Annotated in this window: 33 protein-coding genes and 1 other RNA gene; 10 read left to right on the top strand and 24 right to left on the bottom strand. The window is 59.2% G+C overall.

The window, feature by feature from the left end:
* Positions 1-21: 21 nt before the first annotated feature.
* From ACP7E0_RS19125 to tolQ, 3 genes are read right to left on the bottom strand one after another with little or no spacing between them, the layout of a single operon-like run.
* Positions 22-1,092, bottom strand: a complete 1,071-nt coding sequence (locus ACP7E0_RS19125) for a hypothetical protein (RefSeq protein ID WP_426126886.1) — start codon at positions 1,090-1,092, stop codon at positions 22-24.
* Positions 1,093-1,102: 10 nt separating this feature from the next.
* Positions 1,103-1,564 carry a protein TolR gene (gene tolR / locus ACP7E0_RS19120; protein WP_113317157.1) on the bottom strand — a complete coding sequence of 154 codons (462 nt, stop codon included), beginning with the start codon at positions 1,562-1,564 and terminating at the stop codon, positions 1,103-1,105.
* Between the two features lie 46 nt (positions 1,565-1,610).
* A complete protein-coding gene (gene tolQ / locus ACP7E0_RS19115) occupies positions 1,611-2,330 on the bottom strand; it encodes a protein TolQ (protein ID WP_426126885.1) in 720 nt (239 codons plus the stop codon).
* Between the two features lie 308 nt (positions 2,331-2,638).
* Between tolQ and ACP7E0_RS19110 the strand changes: the two genes are divergently transcribed.
* The 3 genes from ACP7E0_RS19110 to ligD are packed head-to-tail and all read left to right on the top strand — an operon-like array spanning position 2,639 to position 6,405.
* A complete protein-coding gene (locus ACP7E0_RS19110; RefSeq protein ID WP_426126883.1) occupies positions 2,639-2,911 on the top strand; it encodes a hypothetical protein in 273 nt (90 codons plus the stop codon).
* A 26-nt stretch (positions 2,912-2,937) separates the two neighbouring features.
* A complete protein-coding gene (locus tag ACP7E0_RS19105; protein WP_426126882.1) occupies positions 2,938-3,777 on the top strand; it encodes a Ku protein in 840 nt (279 codons plus the stop codon).
* Positions 3,778-3,786: 9 nt separating this feature from the next.
* The gene (gene ligD / locus ACP7E0_RS19100) at positions 3,787-6,405 is read left to right on the top strand and encodes a DNA ligase D (RefSeq protein ID WP_426126881.1); all 2,619 of its coding nucleotides are present in this window, start codon (positions 3,787-3,789) and stop codon (positions 6,403-6,405) included.
* A 3-nt stretch (positions 6,406-6,408) separates the two neighbouring features.
* Here the strand turns inward: ligD and ybgC are convergent, their stop codons facing one another.
* Positions 6,409-6,852 (bottom strand): tol-pal system-associated acyl-CoA thioesterase, encoded by a 444-nt coding sequence (ybgC, locus tag ACP7E0_RS19095; protein ID WP_426126879.1) that lies wholly within the window; start codon positions 6,850-6,852, stop codon positions 6,409-6,411.
* A 125-nt stretch (positions 6,853-6,977) separates the two neighbouring features.
* Between ybgC and ACP7E0_RS19090 the strand changes: the two genes are divergently transcribed.
* The 3 genes from ACP7E0_RS19090 to ACP7E0_RS19080 are packed head-to-tail and all read left to right on the top strand — an operon-like array spanning position 6,978 to position 9,965.
* Complete coding sequence (locus ACP7E0_RS19090) at positions 6,978-8,198, top strand: NAD-dependent epimerase/dehydratase family protein (protein WP_426126877.1); 1,221 nt, start codon at positions 6,978-6,980, stop codon at positions 8,196-8,198.
* Positions 8,195-9,064 (top strand): glycosyltransferase, encoded by an 870-nt coding sequence (locus ACP7E0_RS19085; protein WP_426126875.1) that lies wholly within the window; start codon positions 8,195-8,197, stop codon positions 9,062-9,064. The genes ACP7E0_RS19090 and ACP7E0_RS19085 overlap by 4 nt, the downstream gene beginning before the upstream one ends.
* 13 nt (positions 9,065-9,077) lie before the next feature.
* On the top strand, positions 9,078-9,965 hold the full coding sequence (locus ACP7E0_RS19080) for an NAD-dependent epimerase/dehydratase family protein (RefSeq protein ID WP_426126873.1): 888 nt from the start codon (positions 9,078-9,080) through the stop codon (positions 9,963-9,965).
* Between the two features lie 36 nt (positions 9,966-10,001).
* On the opposite strand, the gene ACP7E0_RS19075 is transcribed toward ACP7E0_RS19080, so the two are convergent.
* From ACP7E0_RS19075 to ruvC, 9 genes are all read right to left on the bottom strand, one after another.
* Positions 10,002-10,511 carry an NUDIX hydrolase gene (locus tag ACP7E0_RS19075; protein WP_426126872.1) on the bottom strand — a complete coding sequence of 170 codons (510 nt, stop codon included), beginning with the start codon at positions 10,509-10,511 and terminating at the stop codon, positions 10,002-10,004.
* A 3-nt stretch (positions 10,512-10,514) separates the two neighbouring features.
* Positions 10,515-11,387 (bottom strand): metallophosphoesterase, encoded by an 873-nt coding sequence (locus ACP7E0_RS19070; RefSeq protein ID WP_426126871.1) that lies wholly within the window; start codon positions 11,385-11,387, stop codon positions 10,515-10,517.
* Entirely contained in the window at positions 11,388-12,428 is a 1,041-nt protein-coding gene (ruvB, locus tag ACP7E0_RS19065) for a Holliday junction branch migration DNA helicase RuvB (RefSeq protein WP_426126869.1), read from the bottom strand. It lies immediately after the preceding gene.
* Positions 12,425-12,829: a PIN domain-containing protein gene (locus ACP7E0_RS19060; protein ID WP_426127038.1), complete on the bottom strand. Its 405-nt coding sequence runs from the start codon at positions 12,827-12,829 to the stop codon at positions 12,425-12,427. Before ACP7E0_RS19060 ends, ruvB begins: the two co-directional genes overlap by 4 nt.
* Positions 12,829-13,071, bottom strand: coding sequence for an AbrB/MazE/SpoVT family DNA-binding domain-containing protein (locus ACP7E0_RS19055; protein WP_426126867.1), 243 nt, complete (start codon positions 13,069-13,071; stop codon positions 12,829-12,831). The genes ACP7E0_RS19060 and ACP7E0_RS19055 overlap by 1 nt, the downstream gene beginning before the upstream one ends.
* Before the next feature lie 101 nt (positions 13,072-13,172).
* On the bottom strand, positions 13,173-13,790 hold the full coding sequence (ruvA, locus tag ACP7E0_RS19050; RefSeq protein ID WP_426126865.1) for a Holliday junction branch migration protein RuvA: 618 nt from the start codon (positions 13,788-13,790) through the stop codon (positions 13,173-13,175).
* A gap of 13 nt (positions 13,791-13,803) precedes the next feature.
* On the bottom strand, positions 13,804-14,217 hold the full coding sequence (locus ACP7E0_RS19045) for a type II toxin-antitoxin system VapC family toxin (RefSeq protein WP_426126863.1): 414 nt from the start codon (positions 14,215-14,217) through the stop codon (positions 13,804-13,806).
* Entirely contained in the window at positions 14,217-14,465 is a 249-nt protein-coding gene (locus ACP7E0_RS19040; RefSeq protein ID WP_426126861.1) for an AbrB/MazE/SpoVT family DNA-binding domain-containing protein, read from the bottom strand. Before ACP7E0_RS19040 ends, ACP7E0_RS19045 begins: the two co-directional genes overlap by 1 nt.
* A gap of 55 nt (positions 14,466-14,520) precedes the next feature.
* Complete coding sequence (gene ruvC / locus ACP7E0_RS19035; RefSeq protein ID WP_426127036.1) at positions 14,521-15,033, bottom strand: crossover junction endodeoxyribonuclease RuvC; 513 nt, start codon at positions 15,031-15,033, stop codon at positions 14,521-14,523.
* 172 nt (positions 15,034-15,205) lie between these two features.
* On the opposite strand from ruvC, the gene ACP7E0_RS19030 reads away from it, so the two are divergent.
* Positions 15,206-16,207, top strand: coding sequence for an LLM class flavin-dependent oxidoreductase (locus tag ACP7E0_RS19030; RefSeq protein ID WP_426126860.1), 1,002 nt, complete (start codon positions 15,206-15,208; stop codon positions 16,205-16,207).
* Between the two features lie 45 nt (positions 16,208-16,252).
* Here ACP7E0_RS19030 and ACP7E0_RS19025 read toward each other — a convergent pair whose 3' ends face one another.
* The 8 genes from ACP7E0_RS19025 to ACP7E0_RS18990 form a co-directional block, all read right to left on the bottom strand.
* Positions 16,253-16,609, bottom strand: a complete 357-nt coding sequence (locus tag ACP7E0_RS19025) for a cupin domain-containing protein (protein ID WP_426126858.1) — start codon at positions 16,607-16,609, stop codon at positions 16,253-16,255.
* A gap of 91 nt (positions 16,610-16,700) precedes the next feature.
* Positions 16,701-17,447, bottom strand: coding sequence for a YebC/PmpR family DNA-binding transcriptional regulator (locus ACP7E0_RS19020; RefSeq protein WP_426126857.1), 747 nt, complete (start codon positions 17,445-17,447; stop codon positions 16,701-16,703).
* A gap of 87 nt (positions 17,448-17,534) precedes the next feature.
* Positions 17,535-18,014, bottom strand: coding sequence for a hypothetical protein (locus tag ACP7E0_RS19015; RefSeq protein WP_426126855.1), 480 nt, complete (start codon positions 18,012-18,014; stop codon positions 17,535-17,537).
* Between the two features lie 16 nt (positions 18,015-18,030).
* Positions 18,031-18,870 (bottom strand): MBL fold metallo-hydrolase, encoded by an 840-nt coding sequence (locus ACP7E0_RS19010; RefSeq protein ID WP_426126853.1) that lies wholly within the window; start codon positions 18,868-18,870, stop codon positions 18,031-18,033.
* A 114-nt stretch (positions 18,871-18,984) separates the two neighbouring features.
* Complete coding sequence (locus ACP7E0_RS19005; RefSeq protein WP_426126851.1) at positions 18,985-19,293, bottom strand: BrnA antitoxin family protein; 309 nt, start codon at positions 19,291-19,293, stop codon at positions 18,985-18,987.
* Positions 19,253-19,534, bottom strand: coding sequence for a BrnT family toxin (locus tag ACP7E0_RS19000; protein ID WP_426126850.1), 282 nt, complete (start codon positions 19,532-19,534; stop codon positions 19,253-19,255). Before ACP7E0_RS19000 ends, ACP7E0_RS19005 begins: the two co-directional genes overlap by 41 nt.
* 46 nt (positions 19,535-19,580) lie before the next feature.
* Positions 19,581-20,405, bottom strand: a complete 825-nt coding sequence (locus ACP7E0_RS18995) for a TIGR00282 family metallophosphoesterase (protein ID WP_426126848.1) — start codon at positions 20,403-20,405, stop codon at positions 19,581-19,583.
* Positions 20,383-20,994, bottom strand: a complete 612-nt coding sequence (locus ACP7E0_RS18990; RefSeq protein WP_426126847.1) for a 5-formyltetrahydrofolate cyclo-ligase — start codon at positions 20,992-20,994, stop codon at positions 20,383-20,385. Before ACP7E0_RS18990 ends, ACP7E0_RS18995 begins: the two co-directional genes overlap by 23 nt.
* 280 nt (positions 20,995-21,274) lie before the next feature.
* Between ACP7E0_RS18990 and ACP7E0_RS18985 the strand changes: the two genes are divergently transcribed.
* The gene (locus ACP7E0_RS18985; protein WP_426126845.1) at positions 21,275-21,487 is read left to right on the top strand and encodes a LuxR C-terminal-related transcriptional regulator; all 213 of its coding nucleotides are present in this window, start codon (positions 21,275-21,277) and stop codon (positions 21,485-21,487) included.
* 318 nt (positions 21,488-21,805) lie between these two features.
* Positions 21,806-22,678: a LysR family transcriptional regulator gene (locus tag ACP7E0_RS18980; RefSeq protein WP_426126844.1), complete on the top strand. Its 873-nt coding sequence runs from the start codon at positions 21,806-21,808 to the stop codon at positions 22,676-22,678.
* A 21-nt stretch (positions 22,679-22,699) separates the two neighbouring features.
* On the opposite strand, the gene ssrS is transcribed toward ACP7E0_RS18980, so the two are convergent.
* The 3 genes from ssrS to ACP7E0_RS18965 all read right to left on the bottom strand — a co-directional run bounded on the left by ssrS (position 22,700) and on the right by ACP7E0_RS18965 (position 23,600).
* A non-coding RNA gene (ssrS, locus tag ACP7E0_RS18975) (6S RNA) lies at positions 22,700-22,859 on the bottom strand.
* A gap of 60 nt (positions 22,860-22,919) precedes the next feature.
* On the bottom strand, positions 22,920-23,297 hold the full coding sequence (locus ACP7E0_RS18970) for a cell division protein ZapA (RefSeq protein WP_426126843.1): 378 nt from the start codon (positions 23,295-23,297) through the stop codon (positions 22,920-22,922).
* 30 nt (positions 23,298-23,327) lie between these two features.
* Positions 23,328-23,600 carry a DUF4164 domain-containing protein gene (locus ACP7E0_RS18965; protein WP_426126842.1) on the bottom strand — a complete coding sequence of 91 codons (273 nt, stop codon included), beginning with the start codon at positions 23,598-23,600 and terminating at the stop codon, positions 23,328-23,330.
* A 338-nt stretch (positions 23,601-23,938) separates the two neighbouring features.
* Here ACP7E0_RS18965 and tkt point away from each other — a divergent pair, with 338 nt between their 5' ends.
* On the top strand, positions 23,939-25,921 hold the full coding sequence (gene tkt, locus ACP7E0_RS18960) for a transketolase (RefSeq protein ID WP_426126841.1): 1,983 nt from the start codon (positions 23,939-23,941) through the stop codon (positions 25,919-25,921).
* Positions 25,922-25,964 lie beyond the last annotated feature (43 nt).

Genomic DNA, 25,964 nt, shown 5'->3' with positions numbered 1-25,964 from the left:
AGCCATTCATTCGTGTGTGTTCTAAAGCATGGAGCTTGGATCGAAATTGACGACCACTTCGTTCCAGCCACCTTCGTATTTGTCTGCGGGCAGATTATCGAACGGCGCCGATTTCATGATGGCGCGCCGCACGCTGCCCTCGAAGGTCCGCCGCGCCGCATCCGTTCCGCCGGACGCAACCACTTCAGGCCGCCCGATGATCTCGCCATTCTTGTCGAGCTGCATCGTCACCGTGATCGTCAACCCTTCGGCACCGGAGATCCCGGCAACAACGGACCAGTTATTCTGAATCCGGCCCCGTAGCGCGTCCAATTCGCCGGCAGACAGTGTGTTGCCGGTCGTTTTCTTCGCGCCCAGCGAAGCCGTTTCGGTGGACCGCTTCGTGCCGCCGCCGGACGAATCCTGCTTGTTGAGGAGAGCGGACACTTCGTCAGCATCGAAATCCGATTTCATCGCTGTCGACGTCTTCTTCTTTTCCGTCTTGTTTTCTTCGTTCTTGCGATCGGGCGTCTTGGCCGTCTGCGCCGGCTGTTCCACCTTGGGCTTTGCCATTGGTGTCGGAACCTTCTCCGGCAGGGCTTCGGCATCCGGATTTTCCGCAGGCTTCTCCTCGGCAGGGGTCTCCGCAGGCTTAGGGTCGGGCTGGACCTCCTGCTTCGGCTCCGGCAGTGAAGCGACCTCCGTCGCAGGCTCTGATGCCGGCTTTTCTTCGGTCACCTCGGGCGTGTCTTCCTTCACCGGTTCAGGTGTCGGCAGCGGCTTCTCTTCAGACTTTATCGCGCCGGTCGATTCCTTCTCGATCGGCTTGGATTCCGGTTTCGGCGGTGTTTTCAGATCGACGCTGTTGTCGCCGGTATTTTCACCATTGTTGATTTCGGCCGGCTTTTTTGTTGGAATAGGCGAAGGCTTTTCGGACTTCGGAGCCTTTGCGTCTCCCTGCTGCAACTGGGTCAGCTCTTCGACAGACACCATATCGACCGGAATGGACTCCATGCTGGAGACCTCGAACGATTTGGGACTGCCAAGCGACACCAGCGCCCAGGTCAGAACCAGGCCATGCAGCACAGCGGATGTGATGAGACTGCTCTTCATCGTAAGCGCTCTACTGGCCCTTCTGCGGCTGGGTGACGAGACCGATATTTTTGAAGCCAGCTTCCTGAATGCGCGCCATGACATCGGCGATCACGCCGTAAGGCGCCGTCGCATCCCCACGCACGAAGATGCGCTCGCTGTAGCCCGTCGTGGCAATCGCTTCGAGCTTGGCGGCGACCTCTTCGACCGGGATCGGTGTTTCCTGCAGGAAGACCTGGCCGTCACTCTTGACTGAAATGGTAATCGGCTGGGTTTCGGCGTTCAGCGCCTTGGCCTGCGTTTCCGGCAGGTCGATCGGCACGCCGACCGTCATCATCGGTGCTGCAACCATGAAAATGATCAAAAGCACCAGCATGACATCGACGAACGGCGTCACGTTGATTTCGCTCATGACGCCCTTGCCACCGCGGCCGCTACGGCCGCCACGGCGACGGCCGCCACCCTTCGATCCACCTGCTGCTGACATACCCATGGTCTATCTCCGTCTTCGTGCCGCTCAGGCTTTTACTGTGCGGCCGTCACTGTGCCGCTTGGCGCGGCTGCAGCTTTTCATCGATCTGGCGCGAAAGAATGGCCGAGAACTCGTCGGCAAAACCTTCCATGCGGGCTGTCAGCTTGCCGGCATCGGCGGAGAACTTGTTGTAGGCGATAACCGCCGGAATAGCGGCGAGAAGGCCGATCGCGGTTGCCAGAAGCGCCTCGGCGATACCGGGAGCAACAACCGCAAGGTTGGTCGACTTCGATCCGGCGATGGCCTGGAACGAGGTCATGATACCGACGACCGTACCGAACAGACCGACGAACGGACCGGCGGAACCGATGGTCGCCAGCGATCCGAGCCGGGCTTCCAGCGCCTCGGCTTCGCGCGACAGGGTGACGTCCATCGCCCGGTCGATACGCATCTGCAGACCGATCGGCGAACGGGCGCCGCGCTCGAACGACTTTTTCCATTCGCGCATGGCCGAGACGAAAATCGCCCCCATGCCGGAAGTCGTCCGGTCGGACAGTGTCCGGTAGAGTTCTTCCAAGGACTGGCCGGACCAGAACACCTGTTCAAAGGCGTCCAGCTGGCGGCGGGCCTTGCCGAATTTCAGTGTCTTGTCGACGACGATCGCCCAGGTCCAGATCGAAGCGCCGATCAGTCCCAGCATGACCAGCTTCACCACGAAGCCCGCTTGCATGAATAGCGACCACAGCGTTACGTCTGTCGTCGCCGCAGCCAATCCAACCTGTTCCATCGTTCTCAAATCCCCGAATCCAAACGCCCGGCAAGAGCAGTCACATGCTCACAGCCAGGGTGCTCAAACGTCATTGTTGCAAGATTGACCCGGCAGCTGCCGATAACCGGCGTCATGCCGATCTTTAAGCTTCCTGTCTGCCTTCTTGCGTTCAATCTTGGTGAAAGGATGACGTGCACTGCACAAAACCCTAATATGCGCATTAAGACATCATTATGGTTAAGAGAGTATTACTTTGCCGCACTGCAATGTCATCTTTGCCAAGACTTGGCACCGGAACAATCCGCCCCTCGCCGCGTTACACGGCCATGAGCACCATCACGCCGAAGAAATCGTCCAAACGACCCTCCCGGCCGCATTTCGATCATCGCGACCGCCTCATCCTTGCGCTTTACGCGCAACTGCGGGCAGAGCGCGAGACGCGTGAAGCGCTGGAATGGGCGATCGAGAACGGCGCCCTCTCGCCGGACGTGTTGCAGGCCATGGTCGCCGATCCGGTGCCGGTGATTACCAGCGAGGACGTGGCGGCGCTGGAACGTCTGTTATCCCGCGACACGAACACGACAAATATTCCGCACTAACACCGACACACGGAAAAGGTGGAGACATGGTATCGCGTGCATTGTGGAAGGGGCAGCTGCGCCTTTCCCTCGTTTCCATTCCCGTCGAAGTGTTCAGCGCCACCAAGACCGGCGCACGCTTTGCCTTCCGCCAGATCCACGAACCTTCCGGCAAGCCTGTCCACTACGATAAAGTCGTCGATGGCATCGGACCCGTTGATACCGACGAGATCGTCAAAGGCTACGAGTATGAGAGCGGCAAGTATGTCCTGCTTGAGCCGGAGGAGATCGACGCCGTCAAGCTCGAGACCAAGAAGACGCTTGAACTCGTCCAGTTTGTCGACGCCTCGGAAATTTCACCGATCTACTATGACAAACCCTACTACGTCGTTCCCTCCGACGATCTGGCCGAGGACGCCTATCGGGTGGTTCGGGATGCTCTGCGCAAATCCGGCAAGGTGGGGCTTGGCCAGCTGACGCTGCGTGGCCGCGAATATATCGCTGCCATTAAACCCTGCGGTGACGGGCTGCTTTTGGAGACGCTGCATTACGCCGACGAGCTGCGCAAAGCCGATCCGATGTTCCATGGCCTTTCCGGCAAAACCTCGGACGACGACCTGCTGGAGGTCGCAACCGCGTTGATTAACAAGAAGACCGCACCTTTCGATGCCACCACCTTCAAGGACAATTATTCGACCGCACTGAAAGAGCTGGTGCAGAGAAAGCTCAAGGGCAAGAAGGCAAAGATCGAGGTCGAAGACGAGGACGAAACCGGCAAGCGCGGCGACAATGTCGTCGACCTGATGTCGGCTCTGAAAAAGAGCCTCGAAGGCGGCGGCGAAAAAGCTGCACCCAAGAAAGCCGCCCCGAAGAAAAAATCCGCCTGAGGCACCGTCATGGCTGATCATCAAGAATCTCTCTCCGAATACAACCGCAAGCGCGATTTCACCAAGACCGCCGAGCCGAAGGGCGCACCAAAACCAGCCAAGGAGGGCAAACTCTTCCTAGTGCAGAAACATGATGCAACTCGGCTGCACTACGACTTCCGGCTGGAATGGAAGGGCGTTTTGAAAAGCTGGGCCGTGACGCGCGGTCCAAGCATCAACCCGGAGGACAAGCGGCTTGCCGTGCGCACCGAAGATCATCCTATGGCCTATGGCGATTTCGAAGGCACGATCCCGAAAAAGCAATATGGTGGCGGCACGGTGATGCTGTGGGACACCGGCTGGTGGCAACCGGACAACGATCCCGATGAAGGCCTCAAGGAAGGCAAGCTGAAATTCCATATCCATGGTCAGCGCATGCACGGCGGCTGGACACTAGTACGGATGAAACCACGCAACGGCGAAAAGCGCGAGAACTGGCTGCTGATCAAGGAGCATGACGAAGAGACCGGCGAGGACGGCGAAAGCCTGCTGACGGACAACCTGACCAGCGTGAAAACCGGCCGTTCAATGGAGGAGATCGCGGCCAGTCAGGGGGAAAAGAAAGCCCATGTCTGGGAATCGGCGAAAAGTGCTGCCGCCAACGTCAAGGCTGGTGCCGTTGCCGCAGAACCCTCTGAGCCACGAAGTGCGCGGAAACGCACGGGCAAGGCGCCCGCCTTCATCAAGCCGCAGCTCGCGACCCTTACCGCCGAAGCACCGGCAGGCGACGGCTGGCTGAACGAAGCCAAGTTTGACGGCTACCGTCTGATTGTTTCCATCGGCAAGGACGGCATCACCTGCTTCACCCGCACCGGACTGGATTGGACGGAAAAATTTCCCGACATCGCCCATGGGTTAGCCGATTTGGATTGCGATACCGCATTGATCGACGGCGAAGCCGTCGCTGCCTCCGACGAAGGCTCGAAGTTCTCCGCTTTGCAGAAGGCGATCAAGACCGGCGGTGAAACGCGGTTCTATGCCTTCGATCTGCTGCAACTCGACGGCAAGGATTTGCGCAAGCAACCGCTGATCGAGCGCAAGAAGGCGCTGAAAGCCCTCTTGGACACACTCGGCCCAAGCCGATCGGTACAGTACAGCGAACATGTCCGTGGCAATGGCGAGAAAGTATTCCAGGCCATGTGCAAGTCTGGGCAAGAAGGCATCATCGCCAAAAAAGCCGATGCCCCCTATCGCGAAGGCCGGGTCGGCAGCTGGCTGAAGATCAAATGCACGAAACGGCAGGAGTTTGTCATCGGCGGCTATTCACCCTCCGACAAACGCGGCCGCCCATTCGCCTCGCTCCTGGTTGGCGCCTATGATGGCGGTAGGTTCGTCTATCAGGGCCGCGTTGGCACCGGGTTTGAAGAAGACACGATGGCAGACATGGCCAAACGCTTCCTGAAGCTGAAGCGCAAGACGTCACCCTTCGACGCGGTCCCGAAGGAGATTGCCCGTGACGCTGTCTGGCTGACGCCGGAGCTTGTTGCAGAGGTCGATTTCGCCGAGTTTACCGACGATGGTCATATCCGTCACGGGGCTTTTCAGGGCCTGCGTGAAGACAAGGAGGCTTCCGCCGTGACACCAGAAACGAAGAACCCAACACCACCGTCCAGAGCCGCGGCGAATGAAGCGGAAGCACCGGCCGAGCCGCCTGCGGACAAGAAACGTCCGGCGCGCAGGCAAAAGGATGCGGACGGCGACGTGCTTGGTATCCGCATTACCCATGCCGACCGTTTGCTGTTTTCCGATCCGGATATCACCAAGATCGACCTCGCCCGCTATTACGGCGTCATCGCCGATCGAATGTTGCCCTACGCTGCCGACCACCCCGCCTCGATCCTGCGTTGCCCGCAGGGACCAGATCATCAGTGTTTCTATCAGAAACATGCCGGCGACGGTTTCCCCGATGAAATTCATCAGGTTCCCATCAAGGAATCCGATGGCGATATGGCCAATTATCTCTACGTCAATGATGCGAAAGGGTTGGTTGCCGCCGTGCAGATGGGAACGATCGAGCTGCATATCTGGGGCTCGACCATCGACAGGCTCGACTCCGCCGACCGGCTCGTCTTCGACCTCGACCCTGATCCGAGCGTGACATTCGAAACCGTCAAACAGGCTGCCGTCTCGCTTCGCAACGCGCTCGAAGAGCTTGGCCTGAAATCCGTCGCAATGGTTTCCGGCGGCAAGGGCATCCATGTCATCGTGCCGCTGTCGCGCCGCGCGCCGTGGGAAGAGGCCAAGGCCTTCACCAAAGGCCTTTCCGCCAAGATCGCCGACAATGATCCGGACAACTACATCGCCACCATGTCCAAGGCCAAGCGCAAGGGCCGCATCTTCATCGACTGGCTGCGCAATGAGCGCGGCTCCACCGCCGTCGCCCCCTATTCGGTGCGCGCCCGCGCCAATGGCCCTGTCGCCACGCCCGTCGGCTGGGACGAACTGAACGATCTCGAAGCCGCCAACGGGTTTCATATCCCCGATATTCTCAAGCGGCTGGAAAGCGGCACCGATCCCTGGGCCGAGGCGAAGGACTGGAAACAGAGCCTGACGAAGGCGATGCTGAAAGCCGTCGAGGCCGGAGACTGAAACTCAACCCTGGCCGAGGAACTTCTTGCCCAGGGTCTCCGGCAGCCGCCGCGGCCGCCCCTGCCCGTTGATGACGGCGATGATCACCTTGGCGGCGATCAGAAGCGTGCCCTCGCGGCGGATTTCCTGGTTCAGCACCATCTTGGCGCCACCAGCTTTTTCCGTCACCGTGGTGATCGTCAGGATATCGTCCATACGTGCCGGTTGCTTGAAATCGATCTCCATGCGGTGAACGACGAAAACCAGGCCTTCCGTATCGCCCTCGATCGCCAGCGTCGCCTGCTCGACGCCAAGCAGCCGCAGATAATCGGTACGCGCCCGCTCCATGAAATGCAGGTATCGGGCATGATAGACGACGCCGGAGAAATCCGTGTCCTCGTAATAGACACGCTGCACCAGCTGGTGTCCGGCATCCGTCAGCTCGCCGGAAAGCGCAATCAAAGTCATCCGCAGCCTCGCAAAATTTTTCTTTTCCTGTGCAGGAACCAAACGCGTTTTGCAAGCATTGCAGGCTTGTCACACTATTCTCCTATCACCGGCGCATGACTTCCCTTCCCACAGGAGATTGGCGCATGAAAATTGCAGTCCTTGGCGGTGACGGCTTTGTCGGTTGGCCGACAGCCCTGCATCTGTCCGGTGCCGGACATGACATCCACATTCTCGATAATCTCTCCCGCCGCTGGATTGATACCGAGCTCGGCGTCCAGTCACTGACCCCGATGGACAGCATTCAGGAACGCACCCGCATCTGGCATGCCGAGACAGGCCGGCGCATCCATTTCCACCTGATCGATCTTGCCCGCGACTATGAGCTATTGAAAAACTGGCTCGCCGAAAACCGGCCGGACGCCGTCATCCATTTTGCCGAACAGCGGGCCGCGCCTTATTCGATGAAGAGCGATCGCCACAAGAATTACACGGTCAACAACAACGTCAACGCCACTCATAACCTGCTCAATGCCATGGTCGAGATCGGCCTCGATGCGCATCTCGTCCATCTCGGCACCATGGGTGTCTATGGCTATTCGACGGTCGGTGCAGCCATTCCGGAAGGCTACCTTCCGGTCGGCATCGAGACCGAAAGCGGCGAAACTGCGAAGCAGGATATCCTCTATCCCGCCAATCCCGGCTCGATCTACCACATGACCAAATGCCTCGATCAGCTGCTATTCCAGTTCTACGCCAAGAATGACAGCCTGCGGATCACCGACCTGCACCAGGGCATCGTCTGGGGCACCCACACAGAACAAACTCGCCGCCACGAACAGCTTATCAACCGCTTCGATTATGACGGCTACTATGGCACCGTGCTCAACCGCTTCCTGATCCAGGCGGCGATCGGCTATCCGCTGACCGTGCATGGCACCGGCGGCCAGACCCGCGCCTTCATCCACATCGAGGATTCGGTACGCTGCATCGAGCTGGCGTTGAAAAACCCGCCGCAGCGCGGTTCTCGCGTCGAGATCTTCAATCAGATGACCGAGACGCACCGAATCCGTGATCTTGCGGAGATGATCGCCGGGCTCACCGGATCAGACATCGCCTGGCTGCCCAATCCGCGCAAGGAAGCGGCCGAAAACGATCTGGTGGTGCGCAATGAAAAGTTCCAAGCGCTCGGCCTCAACCCAACCAAGCTGCAGGACGGCCTGCTTGCGGAAATCGTCGATGTCGGCAAGAAATACGCCTACCGCGTCGATCGGAGCCGCGTACCAGCAGTTTCGGCGTGGACAAAGGACATCGCCGCCAAGATCAACCACGATCCGGAAGGAAGAAGGCTGAAATCGGTGTCATGACGCAGCCAGTTGCCTCTTCAGAAGGTGTCGCGCCCTCCGGACCTGCCGGATCGCGGCACGCATTCGTGACTCTCGTGACGAACGCGGACTACGCGATGGGGGCCACCGCGCTTGCTCGTTCGATCGGGATGACGGGGACTAAGGCCGATGTCGTCGTTCTCCACACCGGCGGTGTCGATCACGCCCTTTCACCGCTCGCCGAATTGGGCTGCCGACTGATTGCCACAGACCTCCTGCCCCTATCGGACGCATTCAATGAACGGCATGCCCGCAAGACCATTCATATCGTGGCTCCCTTCACCAAGGGACGGAAACCGGATTTTCACTCCCCGCTCGACAATTTCTGCAAGCTGCGCCTCTGGCAATTGACGGATTACGAGCGCTGCATCTTCATCGATGCCGATGCGCTGGTCTTGAAAAACATCGACCGGTATTTCGACTATCCGGAGTTTTCGGCAGCGCCCAACGTCTATGAAAGCCTGTCCGATTTTCATCGGCTGAACTCCGGGGTCTTTGTCGCGGCGCCGTCCCCTAAGACGTTCGAGGCGATGCTGGCGCGGCTGGATACGCCGGATGCCGTCTGGCCCCGCACCGACCAGACTTTTCTGCAGGATTTTTTCCCTGAATGGCACGGGCTCCCTGTCACGATGAACATGCTGCAATATGTATGGTTCACCATGCCGGCGCTGTGGGATTGGTCATCGATCGGTGTGCTGCATTATCAATATGAAAAACCGTGGGAAAAGGACCATCCGAAAGCGGAAAGACTGCGACCGCTGATCAATCTCTGGCATGCTTTCTTCAGCGGCAAGGCTATTCCGCATATTGCCGATCTGCCAAACCCGAGCCCGCCAAGCCCGGAGTGACATCAGGAAGCTTATGACACGCGTTCTCGTTTCCGGCGGCACCGGCTATGCCGGCCGCTTCATCGTCGAGCACCTGTTGGCCAACGGCTATAAGGTCACCGTCGGCGGCCGCACCGCGCCCGAACAGGGCTTCTTTTCCAGGGACGTTGCTTTCGTGCCGCTGCGGCTCGATCCAGATGCGGACCAGATCGAGGCCTTCGATCACGTCTATTATTTCGTTCATGCCGCCTTCGACCATATGCCCGGAAAATATCGCGGTGGGGAAGGTGACGACCCCGAAGGATTTCGACGGGCCAACCTGGACGGCACCGTGCGGCTTTTCGAAACCGCCCGCGACGCCGGCGTGCGCCGCTGCGTGTTCCTCTCCAGCCGCGCCGCCTATGGGCCACAACCATCTGGCACTGTGCTGAAAGAAGATATGCACGGCAAGCCCGACACGCTTTACGGCGAGGTCAAGCTGCAGGCCGAGCGCAGCCTCACCTCCCTCTGCGGCCACGGCTTCGTCACCGCAAGCCTGCGGGCAACCGGCATCTATGGCCCTGCAGGACCCGGACAGCGGCATAAATGGGCAGGACTTTTCGAAGACTACCTTGCCGGCAAGCCTGTTTCGCCACGTTCCAGCACCGAAGTGCACGGCGACGATGTCGCACGCGCCGTACGGCTGATGCTGGAATTAGACACTGTGCGGATCAACGGCGAAATCTTCAACGTCTCCGATCTCTTGACCGGTAATCGGGAAATCCTGTCGCTCCTGCAGCGCGCCACACGCTGTCCGCATCCCTTGCCTGCCGACGGCGACACGGCGGCCTGCAGCCCCATGAGCACCTGCAAGATCGAGGCGCTGGGCTGGAAGCCGGGCTGCTTGGAACTGCTCAGAGCGACGATAGGACAGCTGGCTTAGCCCGGCAGTGTCCGTCCGTGTGCCGGGCGCTGTGATCTACCGATCGAGATCGCCGTCATCCCAGATGATATGGACCGGTGTCTGCGGCAAGGCCTCGATCTGTTCGGCGATAAAATAGGGCGGGATATCAAGCCCCGTCAGCGCCGCCTTGGTAGCTTTCACCCATTTGAATTCCAGGTCGTTCTTGCCGTCCCGCAAGCGATGAACGATATCGCTGGGATGAAACGGAAACCGCGCGGGAATTTCCATCTCGTAGTAGAAGCCGATCTCGTGATAATCGCGCTCCTCGTAGCGAAAGAAGTTTTCGACCGTCCAGAGCATGCGCCCGACGCTGACCTCGACGCCGAGTTCCTCGATCATTTCGCGCTTCAATGTTTCAACCGACGTCTCGCCGATCTCTGCCCGCCCGCCCGGAAATGTCCAGAAATCCTCATGCACTGCCCGATGCACCAGAACGTAACCGTCGCGAAAGCCAAGGCCTGCAATGCGAAAATTGAACCGCTGCTTCTGCGGCCCATCCATCCGAATCATTTTACGTTTGGGCATGACCTATCCAAGTTCGACGACGACGATTTCCGGCGGCGAGCCGAAACGGATGGGAGCAATCGAGCAGCCGAGCCCGCCTGAAACGATCAGGTTACGATCGTCTTCCACCACATGCCCATAAGCGTACCGGTTGCGATAGCGCGACGGCACGATCGGCGAATAGCCAAACAGGCGGATCTGCCCGCCATGCGTATGCCCCGACAATGTCACCGACACCCTGTCCGGCACCGCTGGAAAAACATCCGGCTCGTGCGCCATCAGAATAACCGGTGCCTCGTCGGTGACCTGCGCCAACGTTCCCGGCAAATCGTCGAGGCCTTCGCGCGGCCCGATCTGGTCGGCAAGACCTGCCAGCCAAAACCCTTTGCCGCCCTTTTCAAAACGGGCCGCCTGGTTCTCGTAGACAGGGACGTTGATCGAGGCCAATGCCTTGTGCACGATCGTTGGCCCCATGCCTGCGACCATTGCACCGGGGTCGTCGATCCAGTCATGATTTCCCATGACCGCGTGAACACCGAGAGGCGCTGCAAGGCGGGCAAGCTCACTCGCCCACTCATCGGATGTTACCCGGTTGCCCCCCATCCGCATTCCGGAGAGAAAATCGCCCAGCAGCAGGATCATATCGCCATCAAGGGCATTGGCCTGTTCGCAGATGTCGCCGATCCGGCGCGGTGGCATCCAGGGTCTGCAAGCGTGCAGATCAGCCAAGATGACCAGCCGCAACTTCAGCCCGGCTGGCCATTTGTTTGGCAACAGATGATACCGTACGATCCGCGGCCGACCCACTGGCTCTATCCCCACGGCATAAGCGCCGGACGCCACGCCCGACAACATCAGTGCGCCAAGCGTTCTGACAAAGCTGCGCCGCGTTATCAATCAATCATCCTCTTGGAACAGGCGGAACTGAGTGGCTTCCAGATCTTTCGGCACCTGCAATCCAAGGTGTTTCCATGCGTTTGCGGTTAAAATACGCCCGCGTGGCGTGCGCTGGATGAAACCCTGCTGGATCATGTAGGGCTCGATAATATCCTCGATCGCATCGCGCGGCTCCGACAGCCCCGCCGCAATCGTTTCGATACCGACCGGCCCGCCGCCGAAATTGAGCGCAATCATCGTGAGGTAGCGCTTGTCGAGCTGGTCAAGGCCCATATTATCGACCAAAAGCCGGGTCAGCGCCTCGTCGGCAATCTGCCGGGTGACGGCTTCGGCCTTTGCAACCTCGGCAAAATCCCGCACCCGCCGCAACAGCCGTCCGGCGATACGCGGCGTGCCGCGCGCCCGGCGGGCGATTTCGCGCGCACCATCTTCGGTGATACCCAGCCCCATCAGCCGGGCGCCACGGCGCACGATCGATTCCAGTTCCTCGACCGTGTAGAAATTCAGCCGCACGGGAATGCCGAAACGGTCGCGCAACGGTGTCGTCAAAAGCCCGAGCCGGGTGGTGGCGGCGACCAGAGTGAATTTCGACAGGTCGATCTTCACCGAACGTGCCGCAGGTCCCTCGCCGATGATCAGATCGAGTTGAAAATCCTCCATCGCCGGGTAGAGGATTTCCTCCACCGCCGGGCTGAGCCGATGAATTTCGTCGATGAACAGCACATCCCGGTCTTCGAGATTGGTGAGCAAGGCCGCGAGATCCCCCGCCTTGGCGATCACCGGGCCGGATGTCGACCGGATATTGACGCCGAGCTCCTTGGCCATGATCTGCGCCAGCGTCGTCTTGCCGAGGCCGGGCGGACCGACGAACAGCACATGATCCAGCGCCTCGCCACGGTTCTTCGCCGCTTCGATGAACACCTTCAGATTGGCGCGCGCCTCCGCCTGGCCGGTAAACTCGTCAAGCGATTGCGGGCGCAACGTCGTGTCGAGATCCTCGCCGCGCTTTTCCGGGGTGATCAAACGTGCGGCATCGGTCATGCGAGAAGTTCCATTCCGGGGACTGTTGTGGCGGCTTTCGCGTCGAAAGTAAGAGTGTGGGCGCAATCCGAAAGCCGGTTCAATTCACCGATCAGGGCATCAGATATGTCCGCACCCAAAAGTCTCGATATATTGATCGCATTGCCGACGATTTCATACTGGTCAACCTCCAGGTCACTACGCTCCAGAAGCGCCTGGGCCAAAGCCAAAAGTTGAGGCTTTTGGTAACCGTATTGTCTGCTTAGCGTCCACAATGTCTCAATCAGGACGACGATATTGATAAAAAATACATCGTCGTCCTTAAGAGTATTAACCAATCGTGCAACAGATGCGAATTGCCTGACATCGTCCTTCACAAAGAGGCGAACCAAGATGTCGGTGTCCACACCGATGCGCGCCATCACTCCGCGTCTGCCTGCCGAATATAACGCATCACATGCCTGGTTGCGCCATCGGCGGCGGCGTCGGACAAGTCACCAATCGTCGCACCTGCTCCATACGGCGGCTCACCGAGTATGCCAGCCAAATCGGCAAAACTCTTGTTGCGGGGAATAACGATCATTTCACCGTCGCGAACCCACACATAACATTTATCGCCAGGCTTTATGTTCAGTGCTTCCCGAACAGCCTTCGGTACGGTCATCTGACCTTTTGACGTAATCGTCGCATGATGTCCCATCATATTACCCCAGCCAAAATCCTTACTTTTCTAAAATAGTAAGGCGACGTGTGAAAAGCAACAAACTATCGCGCCAGTTCCTTCAGCCCCAGCCGGATCAACTTGGCGCTATCCAGCCCCTCGCCGCCATTTTTCAACGCCGCTGCCACGGCATTGGCCGCCTGGTCGCGCGAATAGCCGAGATTGCTGAGCGCCGAAACCGCATCGGAGACCGGTGCGGAGGCGACGCCCTCGCCGAGTTCCTGCTTCAGGCCGATATTGGCGCCCGCATCGCCGGCAAAGGCTGGTGCCTTGTTCTTGAGTTCTGTGACGATGCGCACGGCAACCTTTGGTCCGACGCCCGGCGCTCGCGACACCGCCGTCTTGTCCTGTAACGCAATGGCATTGGCCAATTCACCCGGCGTCAGCACGGAGAGAACCGCGAGCGCCACCTTGGACCCGACGCCTTGAACGCTCTGCAGCAACCGGAACCATTCCCGCTCCAGTGCCGACAGGAAACCGAACAGCCGCAACTGGTCCTCGCGCACATAGGTCTCGATGAAAAGCACCACAGCTTCGCCGGGCGAACCGATCTTCGACAATGTCCGTGACGAACAATGGGCGACGTAGCCGACGCCATGCACGTCCACCACGACATGGTCGTCGCCGATCTCGTCGATCGTTCCCTTGAGCTTGCCGATCATGGCGCAAAATCCTTCATGGGTGGGTGTCCGGGGTGATCAGTTCGACGGAGGGGAAGTAGAGTTTGTATCGCGCCGGATCACGGGTCAGAATCCGATAGCCGCGCACCGCCGCATGGGCGCCGATATAAAAATCCGGCAACGGCGACCGCTTGTCTCCACCAGATTTCTTGTATCGCAAAAAAGCCTGTCCAGCCGCGTGCGCAGCCTCCCATGGCAAATCCTCACGCTGAAAAGCGGACGGGGACAGAACCGCCTCCAGCGTTGAAGCAAGAACAAAGCCTGCAGCCATTTCGGCGTAGATCAATGGATTGATGACGACGGAACCCACGCGCTTGGCATCCGCCAGTCGCAAAGCCGACCACTCCTCAAACGGGCTGCCCGTGTGAAACACGTCAATCAGCACGTTCGTATCGACCAATGTTGCCATTAGTCCCTCAACAGCCGGTAAAATTCATCTCCATCCATACCGCCAAGATGCATCGATCCTTTGTGGCGGTTGAGATGATCAGAAAACTCCTGAACCGAGCGTTCGATCGCCGCGTGGGCGGGCTCGATGCGACGCAGAACGGCCTCGCTCCCTTTCAGAACGAACTCAACGCTCGACCCCGGCTCGATGCCCAGATTCGATCGCACATTCTTCGGGATGGTCACCTGACCTTTTTCCGTCACACGCATGGTAATACCTCTCAGGTATTACTTAAGCGCCAAAATAGAACAAGTCAAGAACAAATTAACCGGCGAGCGCCGCCATGCGCATCCGCGCGCCGCCGCGATTGTGAGCGTGGCAGATGGCGATCGCCAAGGCATCCGCAGCATCGTCGCCTTTGAATTCGGCTTTCGGCATCAGGATTTTCAGCATCATGTGGATCTGCTTTTTTTCACCGTGACCGACGCCAATCACGGCTTTTTTCACCGCATTCGGCGCATATTCGGCCACTTGCAGACCGGCTCGGGCCGGCACCAGCATGGCGATACCGCGCGCCTGGCCAAGCTTCAGCGTCGCCACCGCGTCCTTGTTGACGAAGGTCTGCTCGACGGCAGCCTCATCCGGCTTATGGGTGTGAATAACGTCAACCAGACCGTCATGCAGCTGGCAAAGCCGGGACGCCAAGTCCATCTCGCCATCCGAGGTAACGGTGCCGGAAGCGACGAAGCGCAGCGAATTGCCGAGCGTATCGATGACACCCCAGCCGGTGCGGCGCAGGCCTGGATCGATGCCGATGATACGAATCGTGTTGTGCATGGTCGGAAGCTTAATACTCATGCCCGGACGCTGCCAGCAAAATGTGAACAAAACAAAAACATCCATCGCAGTTTGGCGATACGGCCTCATCACCCGTCTTCGGCAGGCTTGGATTTACGAAATTCGATCTTACATACACTTCTATCAGTTCCATTCATCGAAGGCTTTTCCCATGGTGCCCTTTTCGATTCTCGACCTCTCCCCGATCACGCAGGGGTCGACCGCCTCCCAAGCACTGGAAAACTCCCGACGGCTGGCGCAGGAAGCCGAAGCATCCGGCTACAAGCGCTTCTGGCTGGCCGAACATCACGGGATGAAGGGGATCGCAAGTGCGGCGACCTCAATCGTCATTTCGCATGTGGCGGCAGGCACCAAGACGATCCGCGTCGGCTCCGGCGGTATCATGCTGCCGAACCATTCGCCGCTGGTAATCGCCGAGCAATTCGGCACGCTGGCAGCGCTCTATCCCGGCCGCATCGACCTTGGTCTTGGCCGCGCGCCGGGAACCGACATGCGCACCGCCTCCGCGCTCCGCCGTAACATGGAGGCAAACGCCAATAATTTTCCGAATGATGTAGTAGAGTTGCAAGCGTTGCTGGGCCCGGCCGGTGAAGATCAGGCTCTGATCGCCGTGCCCGGCGCCGACAGCAATGTGCCGATCTGGCTGCTCGGCTCCAGCCATTTCAGCGCGCATCTGGCCGGCATGCTCGGCCTGCCCTTCGCCTTCGCCTCGCATTTCGCGCCAGACATGCTCCTGTCAGCGCTGGAAATCTATCGCGAGCGTTTCGAACCATCGCAATATCTCGACCAGCCCCATGCCATGGTCGGCATCATGGGCGTCGCCGCCGACACGGACCAGGAGGCAAACCACCTCTTCACCTCGATGCAGCAATCCTTCGCGGCCTTGCGCCGCAACGCCCGCGGCCAGTTTCCGCCGCCGGTGGAGTCGATGGACGGCCTGTGGAGCGACAACGAAAAGATCTTTGTCGACCACGCCATGACCTATGCGGTGGTCGGCGGACCGGAGACGATCAAGACGAAGCTGGACCGGTTCATCGACCAGACGGACGCCGACGAGGTCATCGTCTCCATGCCGATCTTCGACATGGACGCCCGGCTGAAATCGGTGCGGCTGTTTGCGGATGCACAGCAGAAGCTCGCGAAGGCGGCATAAAAAATACCCCGGAGAAATCCGGGGTACCATTACTTCAATCTCGGATCAGGCTGAAACCTTGAAATCGAAGTGCTTGCGCACCGTTTCAAGGATTTCCCACGTGCCTTTGAAATCAGCCTCAACGACGAAAGCATCACCGGCGGCAACCGTGACAGGCGTACCGCCGTCCGGCGTGATGATGATCTTGCCGGCAATCATGTGCACGAATTCATAGGCTGTGTAGGTCGCATGATAGGTGCCAGGTGTCGCTTCCCAATAGCCCGAAACCATCGAACCATCGGAGGATGTGTGCAAAGCCCAGGTCTTCATCGACGGCGTGCCCTCCACGACAACCCAGCCGTCCAATGTTGCCGGATCGCCGTCAGCGGGCACGGGTGCCGCAAGTTTCGTCACAGTCTGCATATCAACATCCTCTCGAAAATGAGGAGCCTAATGCCCAGCTGCCGGAACTGGCTTGCCAATTCCGACAGGCGATGACGTGAACCGGCGCAAGTTAGGCCGAAAGCTTGGCCATCACTTCGTCGGAGACTTCGAAATTGGTGTAGACGTTCTGCACGTCGTCGTCGTCTTCCAACGTATCGATCAGCTTCATCAGCGACTGGGCGCGTTCTTCATCGACCGGCACCGTGTTCTGGGCTTTCCAGATCGCCTTGACGGTATCGGCTTCGCCAAGCGTCGCTTCAAGCGCCTTGGAAACGTCGCCGATATCCTCGAAGCCGCAGATGATGAAGTGGCCGTCCTCGTCGGTCGTCACGTCCTCGGCACCGGCTTCGATTGCCGCTTCCATGACCTTGTCGGCATCACCAGCTGATAGCTTGTAGGAAATCTCGCCGACACGATCGAACGAGAACGACACCGAGCCTGTTTCGCCCAGCGCGCCGCCGGCCTTGGTGAAGGTCGAGCGGACGTTCGATGCGGTGCGGTTACGGTTGTCGGTCAATGCCTCGACGATCACGGCAACGCCGCCCGGGCCATAGCCTTCGTAGCGGACTTCTTCGTAGTTCTCGCCATCGGCGCCGGAGCCCTTCTTGATGGCGCGCTCGATATTGTCCTTCGGCATCGACTGGGCCTTGGCGTTCTGGATTGCCAGGCGCAGGCGTGCGTTCATCGTCGGATCGGGCAGACCGCCCTTGACCGCGACGGTAATTTCGCGTGCGAGCTTGGAGAACATTTTCGACCGCACGGCGTCCTGACGGCCCTTGCGGTGCATGATGTTTTTAAACTGTGAATGGCCGGCCATGGCGCCCTCTTCTCATGCTAGTCATGTTTGGAATTGGGCGCCTTATAGTTTCATTGACGCTTTTCGTCCAGAAGGGCCGGTCTTTTTTCAGTTGGCGTTGAGACGCTTGCGGCTGAGAAAGAACGAATGACCGTCGCTTCGTTCGCAGGACAGCCCGGTTCTGGTTGAAAGACAGGAAAACGGCCCTGCAGTCCAGGCTTGGCCGTAGTCGAGCACGGGACGCGCCGAGCAGCAGCTCGGATCACCGACGTCGTTGACGAGTGTGGCAGCCCCTTTGCGGGACAATGTCGCGCGGACATAACGCGGTTCGACGCGGTCGCAGGAAAGCTCCGGACCGCCGTCCGCAGGCTGATAGACCTCGGTGCCGCCTTCAGGCGTATAGATGCAGCCGATATTGCCGGAGGGCAGAACAAACTCTTCCTGCCGGCCGACCGTTTTCGTCTCTGGCACGGTAACAGGCGTCTTGCCGCCTTCTACGGCGGGCAAACGCGGCGGCGGGGCACCGTCGGCAAAAACCTGAGTTGTCATGGAAAGAACGGCAAGGAGGCAGGCTGCGAAAAACTTCATTCCATGGTCCCCAGGGTCAGACGCCCTGCAGGATATAAATCAGTGGCTTCTTTGGCAAGGAACGCATCGACACCGTCACGCTCGCCTGCGCGGAAAAGCTCTTGTCGAAACCATCCCCGAACAGTTGCAGGAAGCTTGTGACCGGTGGGCCGCGGCGGTGCATTGGCAGGATCAGCGACGAACGCAGCCGCGTCACCACCCGGCTCATGCTTTGCGCCCCCATCGTCAGGCCGCCATCGACCGGCACCATCAACACATCGAGCCTGCCGATTTCGGCATAATCCGTGTCGTCGAGTTCATGATGGAGATGACCGAGATGGCCGATGCAGAGACCCGCGACCTCGAAGATGAAGATCGAGTTGCCGTCCGGCTCCATCACGGCGCCGCCCGAGCGGATGTCCGTCGTGACATTGCGGATATAGGCGTCACCGACCACGACATCGTGATCCGCCGGTTGCCCGTTATCGCCCCACCCGTGCAGCACTTGGCTGATCGCCGGGTCCGGCGTCAGCGTATAGTGACTGGAATGCGCCTTGTTCATCGTCACCACATCCGGCACCTTCGGCGGCGCATACCAGCCGCTATAATCCGTGGCGATCGACACGCCACCCGGCGTTTCAATCAGAAACGTCGAATGGCCGACATAGGTGATATCAACCTGTTCATTGATTGCCGCCTGAACACCAAAGGCGGGCGACGGCTTGAAACTTGCGAAAGTGACATCGGGAAGTGACCGGGCGATCGCCTGGCATTGGCTGACCGGTGGCCGAGCGCTCTGCGCATGAGCCGGCATCGGCCACAGGCTGTGCAAAAGAGCGATGGCAGCAAATGCAAGCAGGATCAATCGCGGCATCATGCACCTCATGGGACCCAGGTTGGCATGACGCTGAGGATAGGCAGGCAAGATGCCAGGTCTAGCCCCGATTGCGCCGAGGCCGCTCACAATTACGTCATCACGATAGTGCTTCGATCAGAGTTTTGCTTGCTTCAAAATCTCGTTGACCCGCGCCTGCCAGCCCTTGCCCGTCGCCTTAAACTTGGCAATAACGTCAGGATCAAGTCGCAGTGAAATCTGTTGCTTGCGCACTTCAACGATCGGGCGCCCGCGCGAACGGCGGATGCTTTCCGCGAGATCCGGAAAAACCTCTGCGAAGGGACGCGCTTGCGACAGTTCTTCGTCGGTCGCTTCCGGGCTGTCCGGATCACTGGCAATTTTTCTTTGAATGTCAGCCTCTTGCTCATCCGTCAGCGGTGGGATTTGCGGCTTGTGAACGTTCATGAGCCAACCTTTCCTTTCTGCTTGCTAGGCGTTGCGAGACAATCGAAATGGCCTGCGTACCAAGAGTGACAAAGACGACGGCGATCACGCCGGGTCGCATGATACCGATCGCCATCAATCGTCCCTGCTTGACCGGAACGATCGTAGCGCGCGAAAAAAAGTCCAACGTCAAATCGGCAAAATCAAACCCGTGTTTCTCTATATTGAGCTTTCGCTTGACCTCATCATAGACGATTTTCATAATTTTTGTATCACATTTAATCGCGTGAAATTATGAAAGGGAAAGCTCAGCTCCAGAACGCTGGGATCGTCTCGGCGAGCCGCGGCCCTATCCTGAGCGGCGCGATATTCTCGGCCAATCCCGTGCGATCGGAAATCTCGACGCCGACGCCGCAGAGTGTTGCCGGGCCGGAGGCGGCTTCGAAGCGGCCCTTCGGCATCTTGGAGATGAAGCGGTTGAGCGGCTCTTCCTTTTCCATGCCAAGCGACGAATCGTAATCACCGCACATGCCGGCATCCGACATATAGGCCGTGCCGCCATTGAGGATCTGCGCGTCGGCGGTCGGGACATGCGTGTGGGTGCCGACGACGAAGCTGGCGCGGCCATCGACGAAGTGACCGAAACACTGCTTCTCGCTGGTCGCCTCAGCATGGAAATCGAATATGATCGCGTCGGCCTGTTCCTTCAGCGGGCAGGCAGCCAGAATGCCTTCTGCTGCCTTGAAGGGATCGTCGAGTTCCGGATGCATGAAGACGCGGCCCATGACATTGGCGACGAGCACGCGGGCGCCGTTACGGGCGAAATAGAGGTTCGAGCCGCGTCCGGGGGTTCCGGCCGGATAATTGGCCGGCCGCAGGAACTGGTCGTGCCGCTGGCAGAAGGAGACCGCTTCCTTCTGATCCCAGACATGGTTGCCCGTGGTTACCACATCGGCGCCGGCATTGATGGTTTCGAGAAAGATATCTTCGGTGATACCGAAACCGCCGGCGGCGTTCTCGCCATTGACGATGACGAAATCGAGTTTCAGGTCGCTGATCAGGCCGGGCAGTTTTTCCCAGACCGCCGTCCGGCCAGTCTTGCCAACCATGTCACCCAGAAACAAAAGTCTCATATTTGCTTATTCCTAGCCCGAAGATCCGGAACCCGCTTTCGGTCAGCAGGGCATCCAGCGCCACATCATGCGGCTCCGCCGGCACTGATGCCACTTCCTGGCAGTCAAATGCAATCCCGATCAGCCTCGGCATATGGCCTTTCAGGCGCAAACGCTCGATGGCGCGGTCGTAATATCCAGCTCCATAGCCGATCCGGTGGCCCGTCCTGTCGAAGGCAGCCAAGGGCACAAGCATGATATCCGGATCGAGAACCGGCGCGTCTTCGGCTGGCCCGGTCGTACCAAACCCTGTTTCCACGATAGGGGCGCCGGCTACGAGTTCACGAAAAACGATCGTCTGCTTGTCAATGATGGCCGGCAGGCAAAGCTGGGCACCACGCTCACGCAACCGCGCCATCAGCGGCCGGATATCCACCTCCGAACGGATCGGCCAGAAGCCGGAAATCACCTGTCCGGAATCAAATTCAATCGTATCGCCGGCATGATCTAGCATTCTGAGGCTCGCTTCGATGCGCGCCTCCGGCGTCATCGAATCGCGCAGCGCCAGACGTTCCAAACGCAGCGCAGCTTTCAGTTCCCTTGGTGTCATGGACATGCTCTCCCGTCTGCCAGTGTTCATGTCTAGTGCATCAAACCGGGCCAAGGAAACCGCGCAACCGGTACATCTGCCACTTTTTGCCACACAACCGCGCGGTTTTCCCAAACTGGCACGATTTTAGAAGTCTGTTCATCATGCAAACCGGTTCCACTTTCGCGCCCTCTTGCCGCCGTGCAAGAGAGGGCTGCAATCAACATCAGGAAAACAGTTCGGTGCCCGCTTCCGGCGATGCGGGGAACTGTTCAGCTTTTATACGGAGCCGGATATGTCCATGAAGGACAAGATGCTGCAAGAACTCGCCCCATTGGAACTGCGCTGCCTGTCACTGGCGGCGCGCGGGCGCACCAAGGAAGACATTACCCGCGAAACAGATATCTCTCATGAGAGAATCGAGCAGGCCTTTGCCTCCGCGATGGAGAAACTGCAGGCGGGCAATGTCGCCGAAGCGGTTTTCCGCGCGGCCCGGATGGATTTGATCTCATAACATCCAGTAACGGTGCCGCTCGGCACCATCAGGTAGATCGCATCCGGCATCCATTCTGTTCAAACCGATGTCATCCAGCAGATGCGCGCTTTTACGACGCGATATCTCCGTGAAGGCCAGACGCGCCCGGCGCTTCTGCTGCCATTGCGCAAGCGTGCGCCAAAGCCATCTGCTCATCCTGGCGGGCCACCGCCGTGTTCTGTGATCGTGCTTCATATCCGGACAACTCCGACGTGTTTACAAGGAGTATCGGACGTCCATTGACATCAATCCAACGAATTGCGAACATGCCTATCATCAGAAAATATGATGGCAACGATGTTTCCTCCTCTCGAAAGCGATCTTCTGCGCACCTTCGTCGCCGTTGCCGAAAGCGGCAATTTCACCAAGGCGGGCGAGACCGTCGGCCGCACGCAATCGGCCGTCAGCATGCAGATCAAGAAGCTCGAGGATATCCTCGGCGAAAGCCTGTTCGAACGCGGATCGCGTGGCGTCAACATGACCGGCCATGGCATACGGCTGCTGGACAACGCCCGCCGCATCGTCACGCTGCTGGATGACACCGCCGCTTCCATCCGGCTTCCGGCTCTGGATGGCTCGGTCAGGATCGGCATCTCGGAGGAATATATCAATTCGACCCTGCCAAAAGCACTGGGCGCCTTCGCCGCCGTTCATCCGGGTGTCGAGGTCACCGTGCAGCAGGGGGTTTCGATGTCCAACCTCGCAGCGCTCGATGCCGGCGAAATCGACATTGCCGTCGTGTTCGAGCCGGGCGGACCGACGCGCAACGAAGTGCTGATGGTCGATCCAACCGTCTGGGTTACATCCGACCAACACGGTGCCCACATACGGCAACCGCTGCCGATCGCCACCTATACTTACTTGAAAAACGGATGGTGCGACGAACTGGCACTGCGCAGCCTGACAAAACGCGGCATCAACAGCCGGGTCGCGTATATCAGCCGCACCAGCAGTGGCCTGATCGCCGCCGTCACGTCAGGTCTTGCCATCGCGCCACTCACCCGCAGCAGCATTCCCGCCGGTTGCCGCGAACTGACGGCCGCAGACGGCTACGATGTCATCGATTTTTCCAATGTCGTGATGAAAACTAGGCCACGCGGCAACAATCGGATCGTCGAAACCATGTCCAACGCCATCCGCGAAGCGTTTCGGCCAGCGGCACAGGGATAAGAGTTTTCAAAAAGGAAAAAAGTGCGATCCACACAACCGATGGACTTTTTACGATCCTGGGTGCCTACAAACGTAGGTGGGCGCCATGTGACCTAGCCCACGGGCCAGGTCAGGGACAGCTCCCTTTGGATCGAGTATGGCCCCAGGGATTGTGATGTCCTGTCGGGAAGCGCAGACCGCAACTGGAATATAGAGTGCATTGCCGGCCTGCGCCAGTGGCATGCGCAGAACTTGTCAAAATTCAGTGAGAAGCAGGCGCAGCCTTGCCGCTGAGCTTGGCCGCAATCTCGTGAATCTGCGATGTCACCTCGGATAGAGCTGAAGCGAGCACGTCCTCGTTCTTCTGCTGGTCCGACAGGGTCGCGGCCCGGCCCTGCCTCAGGCCATCGGCCTCTTCGTTGAGATTTTTCAGCTTGCGGTTCACTTCGCTGAGTTCGTCCATCACCATGATGCCGGCCATTACGGTCAGACGCAGGTCGCCGATCTCGCCGAACTGGCCTTTCAGGTGGCTGACATACTGGTCGAAGCGGGTGGCCAGCTCGGTCAGATGATCTTCCTGGCCCTCCTCGCATGCCATGCGATAGGACTTGCCGTCGATCGTCACCGTTACTTGTGCCATACGTCACCTGACCCGCAGGCCGACCACGCCTTAGCGGTCCAGCACTGCCCTTATCGTTTCCATGGCCGTCACCAGACGGCGCGAGACTTCGCGGTTGACTTCCTCCAGGCGGTTTGCCCGGAATTGCGACTGGTCGAGTTCTTGGGCGAGCCGCGACCGGTCGGTGTTGACGCGCCGCACTTCGCCTTCGATCTCGCCGCGATCCCGCTCCCGGTCGAACCGCCCATCAATGGCATTCTCGAGGCTGCTCACTGCGCTACGCAACTCGTCGATCGCCGCCTTGACTGTCTTTCCTGCCGCCATCACGCTTTCCTGATACGGGCCAGGCCGCGTCGAATCGCCGCCCGGGGCCTGTATTTCAAGCCAATCCCACTAATAAACCCATTCGGCAAGTGTTCACAACGCCAACCGCTTGCAGGGACTGCGTAACCTGTGGATCACGAATTTTAAATCGATTAGTATGCACTGGGTCTGTTTGCCGGTATTGAGCAGGAAACACGTTCAAAAAGCATTTCAAGACGGGGCAAAAAGGCCGTATTTGTTGACTCCGTCGAAGCAACTGTTATGTGTCAGCCGCTTCTCATACGGTCTTTGGAGGATAGAGACCGTCCCCTGTCCACCGAACTCAAGCGGAACAGACAATGATCTCTCGCGAAAATCACGACCGGATGGCAAATGCAATCCGATTCCTCTCCATGGATGCCGTCGAAAAGGCCAATTCCGGCCATCCCGGCCTGCCCATGGGTGCTGCCGACGTGGCAACGGTGCTATTCTCCCGTTACCTGAAATTCGATCCGAAGGCGCCGCTCTGGGCAGACCGCGATCGTTTCGTCCTGTCGGCCGGCCATGGCTCGATGCTGCTCTACTCGCTGCTCTATCTGACGGGCTACGAGGACATGACCATCGAGGATATCAAACAGTTCCGCCAGCTCGGTTCCAAGACTGCCGGCCATCCCGAATATGGTCATGCCTCCGGCATCGAAACCACCACCGGCCCGCTCGGCCAGGGCATTGCCAATGCCGTCGGCATGGCGATTGCGGAGCGCAAGCTCGAAGAAGAGTTCGGCAGCGACCTGCAGAACCATCACACGTATGTGCTGTGCGGCGACGGCTGCCTGATGGAGGGCATCAGCCACGAAGCCATCGCGCTGGCCGGCCACCTCAAGCTCAACAAGCTGGTGCTGTTCTGGGACGACAACAACATCACCATCGACGGCGCCGTCTCGCTGTCGGATTCGACCGACCAGATCGCCCGCTTCCAGGCCGTTCACTGGAACACGATCCGCGTCGACGGTCATGATCCGGAGCAGATCGCGGCAGCCATCGAGGTAGCCCAGAAATCCGACCGCCCGACCTTCATCGCCTGTAAGACGGTGATCGGTTTCGGCGCGCCCAACAAGCAGGGCACCCATAAGGTCCACGGTTCGCCGCTCGGCGCCGAGGAAATCGCGGCAGCCCGCAAGGCTCTGAATTGGGAAGCCGAAGCCTTCACCATCCCGGCAGACGTTCTCGACACGTGGCGCACGGCCGGTGGCCGCTCGGCAGACGCACGCAGGGCCTGGGAAGGCCGTCTGGCATCGACCGAAGCCGGCAAGAAGTCCGAATTCACCCGCCGCTTTACCGGCGCGCTTCCGGGCAACCTCGATGCCGCCATCGACACCTACAAGAAGAAGCTGGCCGACGCTCCTCCAGCCATTGCCACGCGCAAGGCATCCGAAGACGCGCTCGAAGTCATCAACGGCATCGTGCCGGAAATGCTCGGCGGTTCGGCTGACCTGACGCCGTCCAACAACACCAAGACCAGCCAGATGACGTCGATCACCCCGACCGATTTCTCCGGCCGCTACATGCACTGGGGCATCCGCGAACACGGAATGGCTGCTGCCATGAACGGCATCACGCTGCACGGCGGCCTGATCCCGTATTCCGGCGGCTTCATGATCTTCTCGGATTATTGCCGTCCGTCGATCCGACTGGCTGCACTCATGGGCATCCGCGTCATCCATGTCCTGACGCACGATTCGATCGGCGTCGGCGAAGATGGCCCGACACATGAGCCTGTCGAGCACATGGCAGCCCTTCGCGCCATTCCGAACCTCCTGATGTTCCGTCCGGCAGACGCTGTGGAAACCGCCGAATGCTGGCAGCAGGCCCTGAAGGAACAGCATCGTCCGTCCGGCCTGGCGCTGACCCGCCAGAATCTGGCGCCGTCGCGCCTGACCTATTCGGCCGAAAACCTCTCGGCCAAGGGTGCCTATGAGCTGATCGCCACTGAGAATGCCAAGGTTTCGATCTTTGCATCGGGCTCCGAGGTCGAACTGGCCGTCAAGGCTGCAGCCGAACTGAACGGCAAAGGCATTGCGACCCGTGTGGTTTCGGTTCCCTGCGTCGAACTGTTCCAAGAACAGCCGGACGATTACCGCAAGGCCGTTATCGGCACTGCACCGGTCAAGATCGCCGCAGAAGCCGCAGTCCGCCAGGGCTGGGACTACTTCATCAGCAACGATGGCGATTTCGTCGGCATGCACTCGTTCGGCGCTTCCGGCCCGGCCAAGGATCTGTTCAAGCATTTCGGCATCACCTCGGACGCCATCGTTGCGGCGGCCGAAAGGAAGCTTGCCTGATTTTCCCCTTCGGAGCGCGTCCCCACGCGCTCCGTTTTCCACA

Origin of the sequence: Pararhizobium sp. PWRC1-1, from assembly GCF_049897905.1 — a bacterium.
Taxonomy (GTDB): Bacteria; Pseudomonadota; Alphaproteobacteria; order Rhizobiales; family Rhizobiaceae; genus Pararhizobium.
The sequence above is the reverse complement of the archived record's forward strand: the minus strand, read 5'-3'. Positions and strand labels throughout refer to the sequence as shown.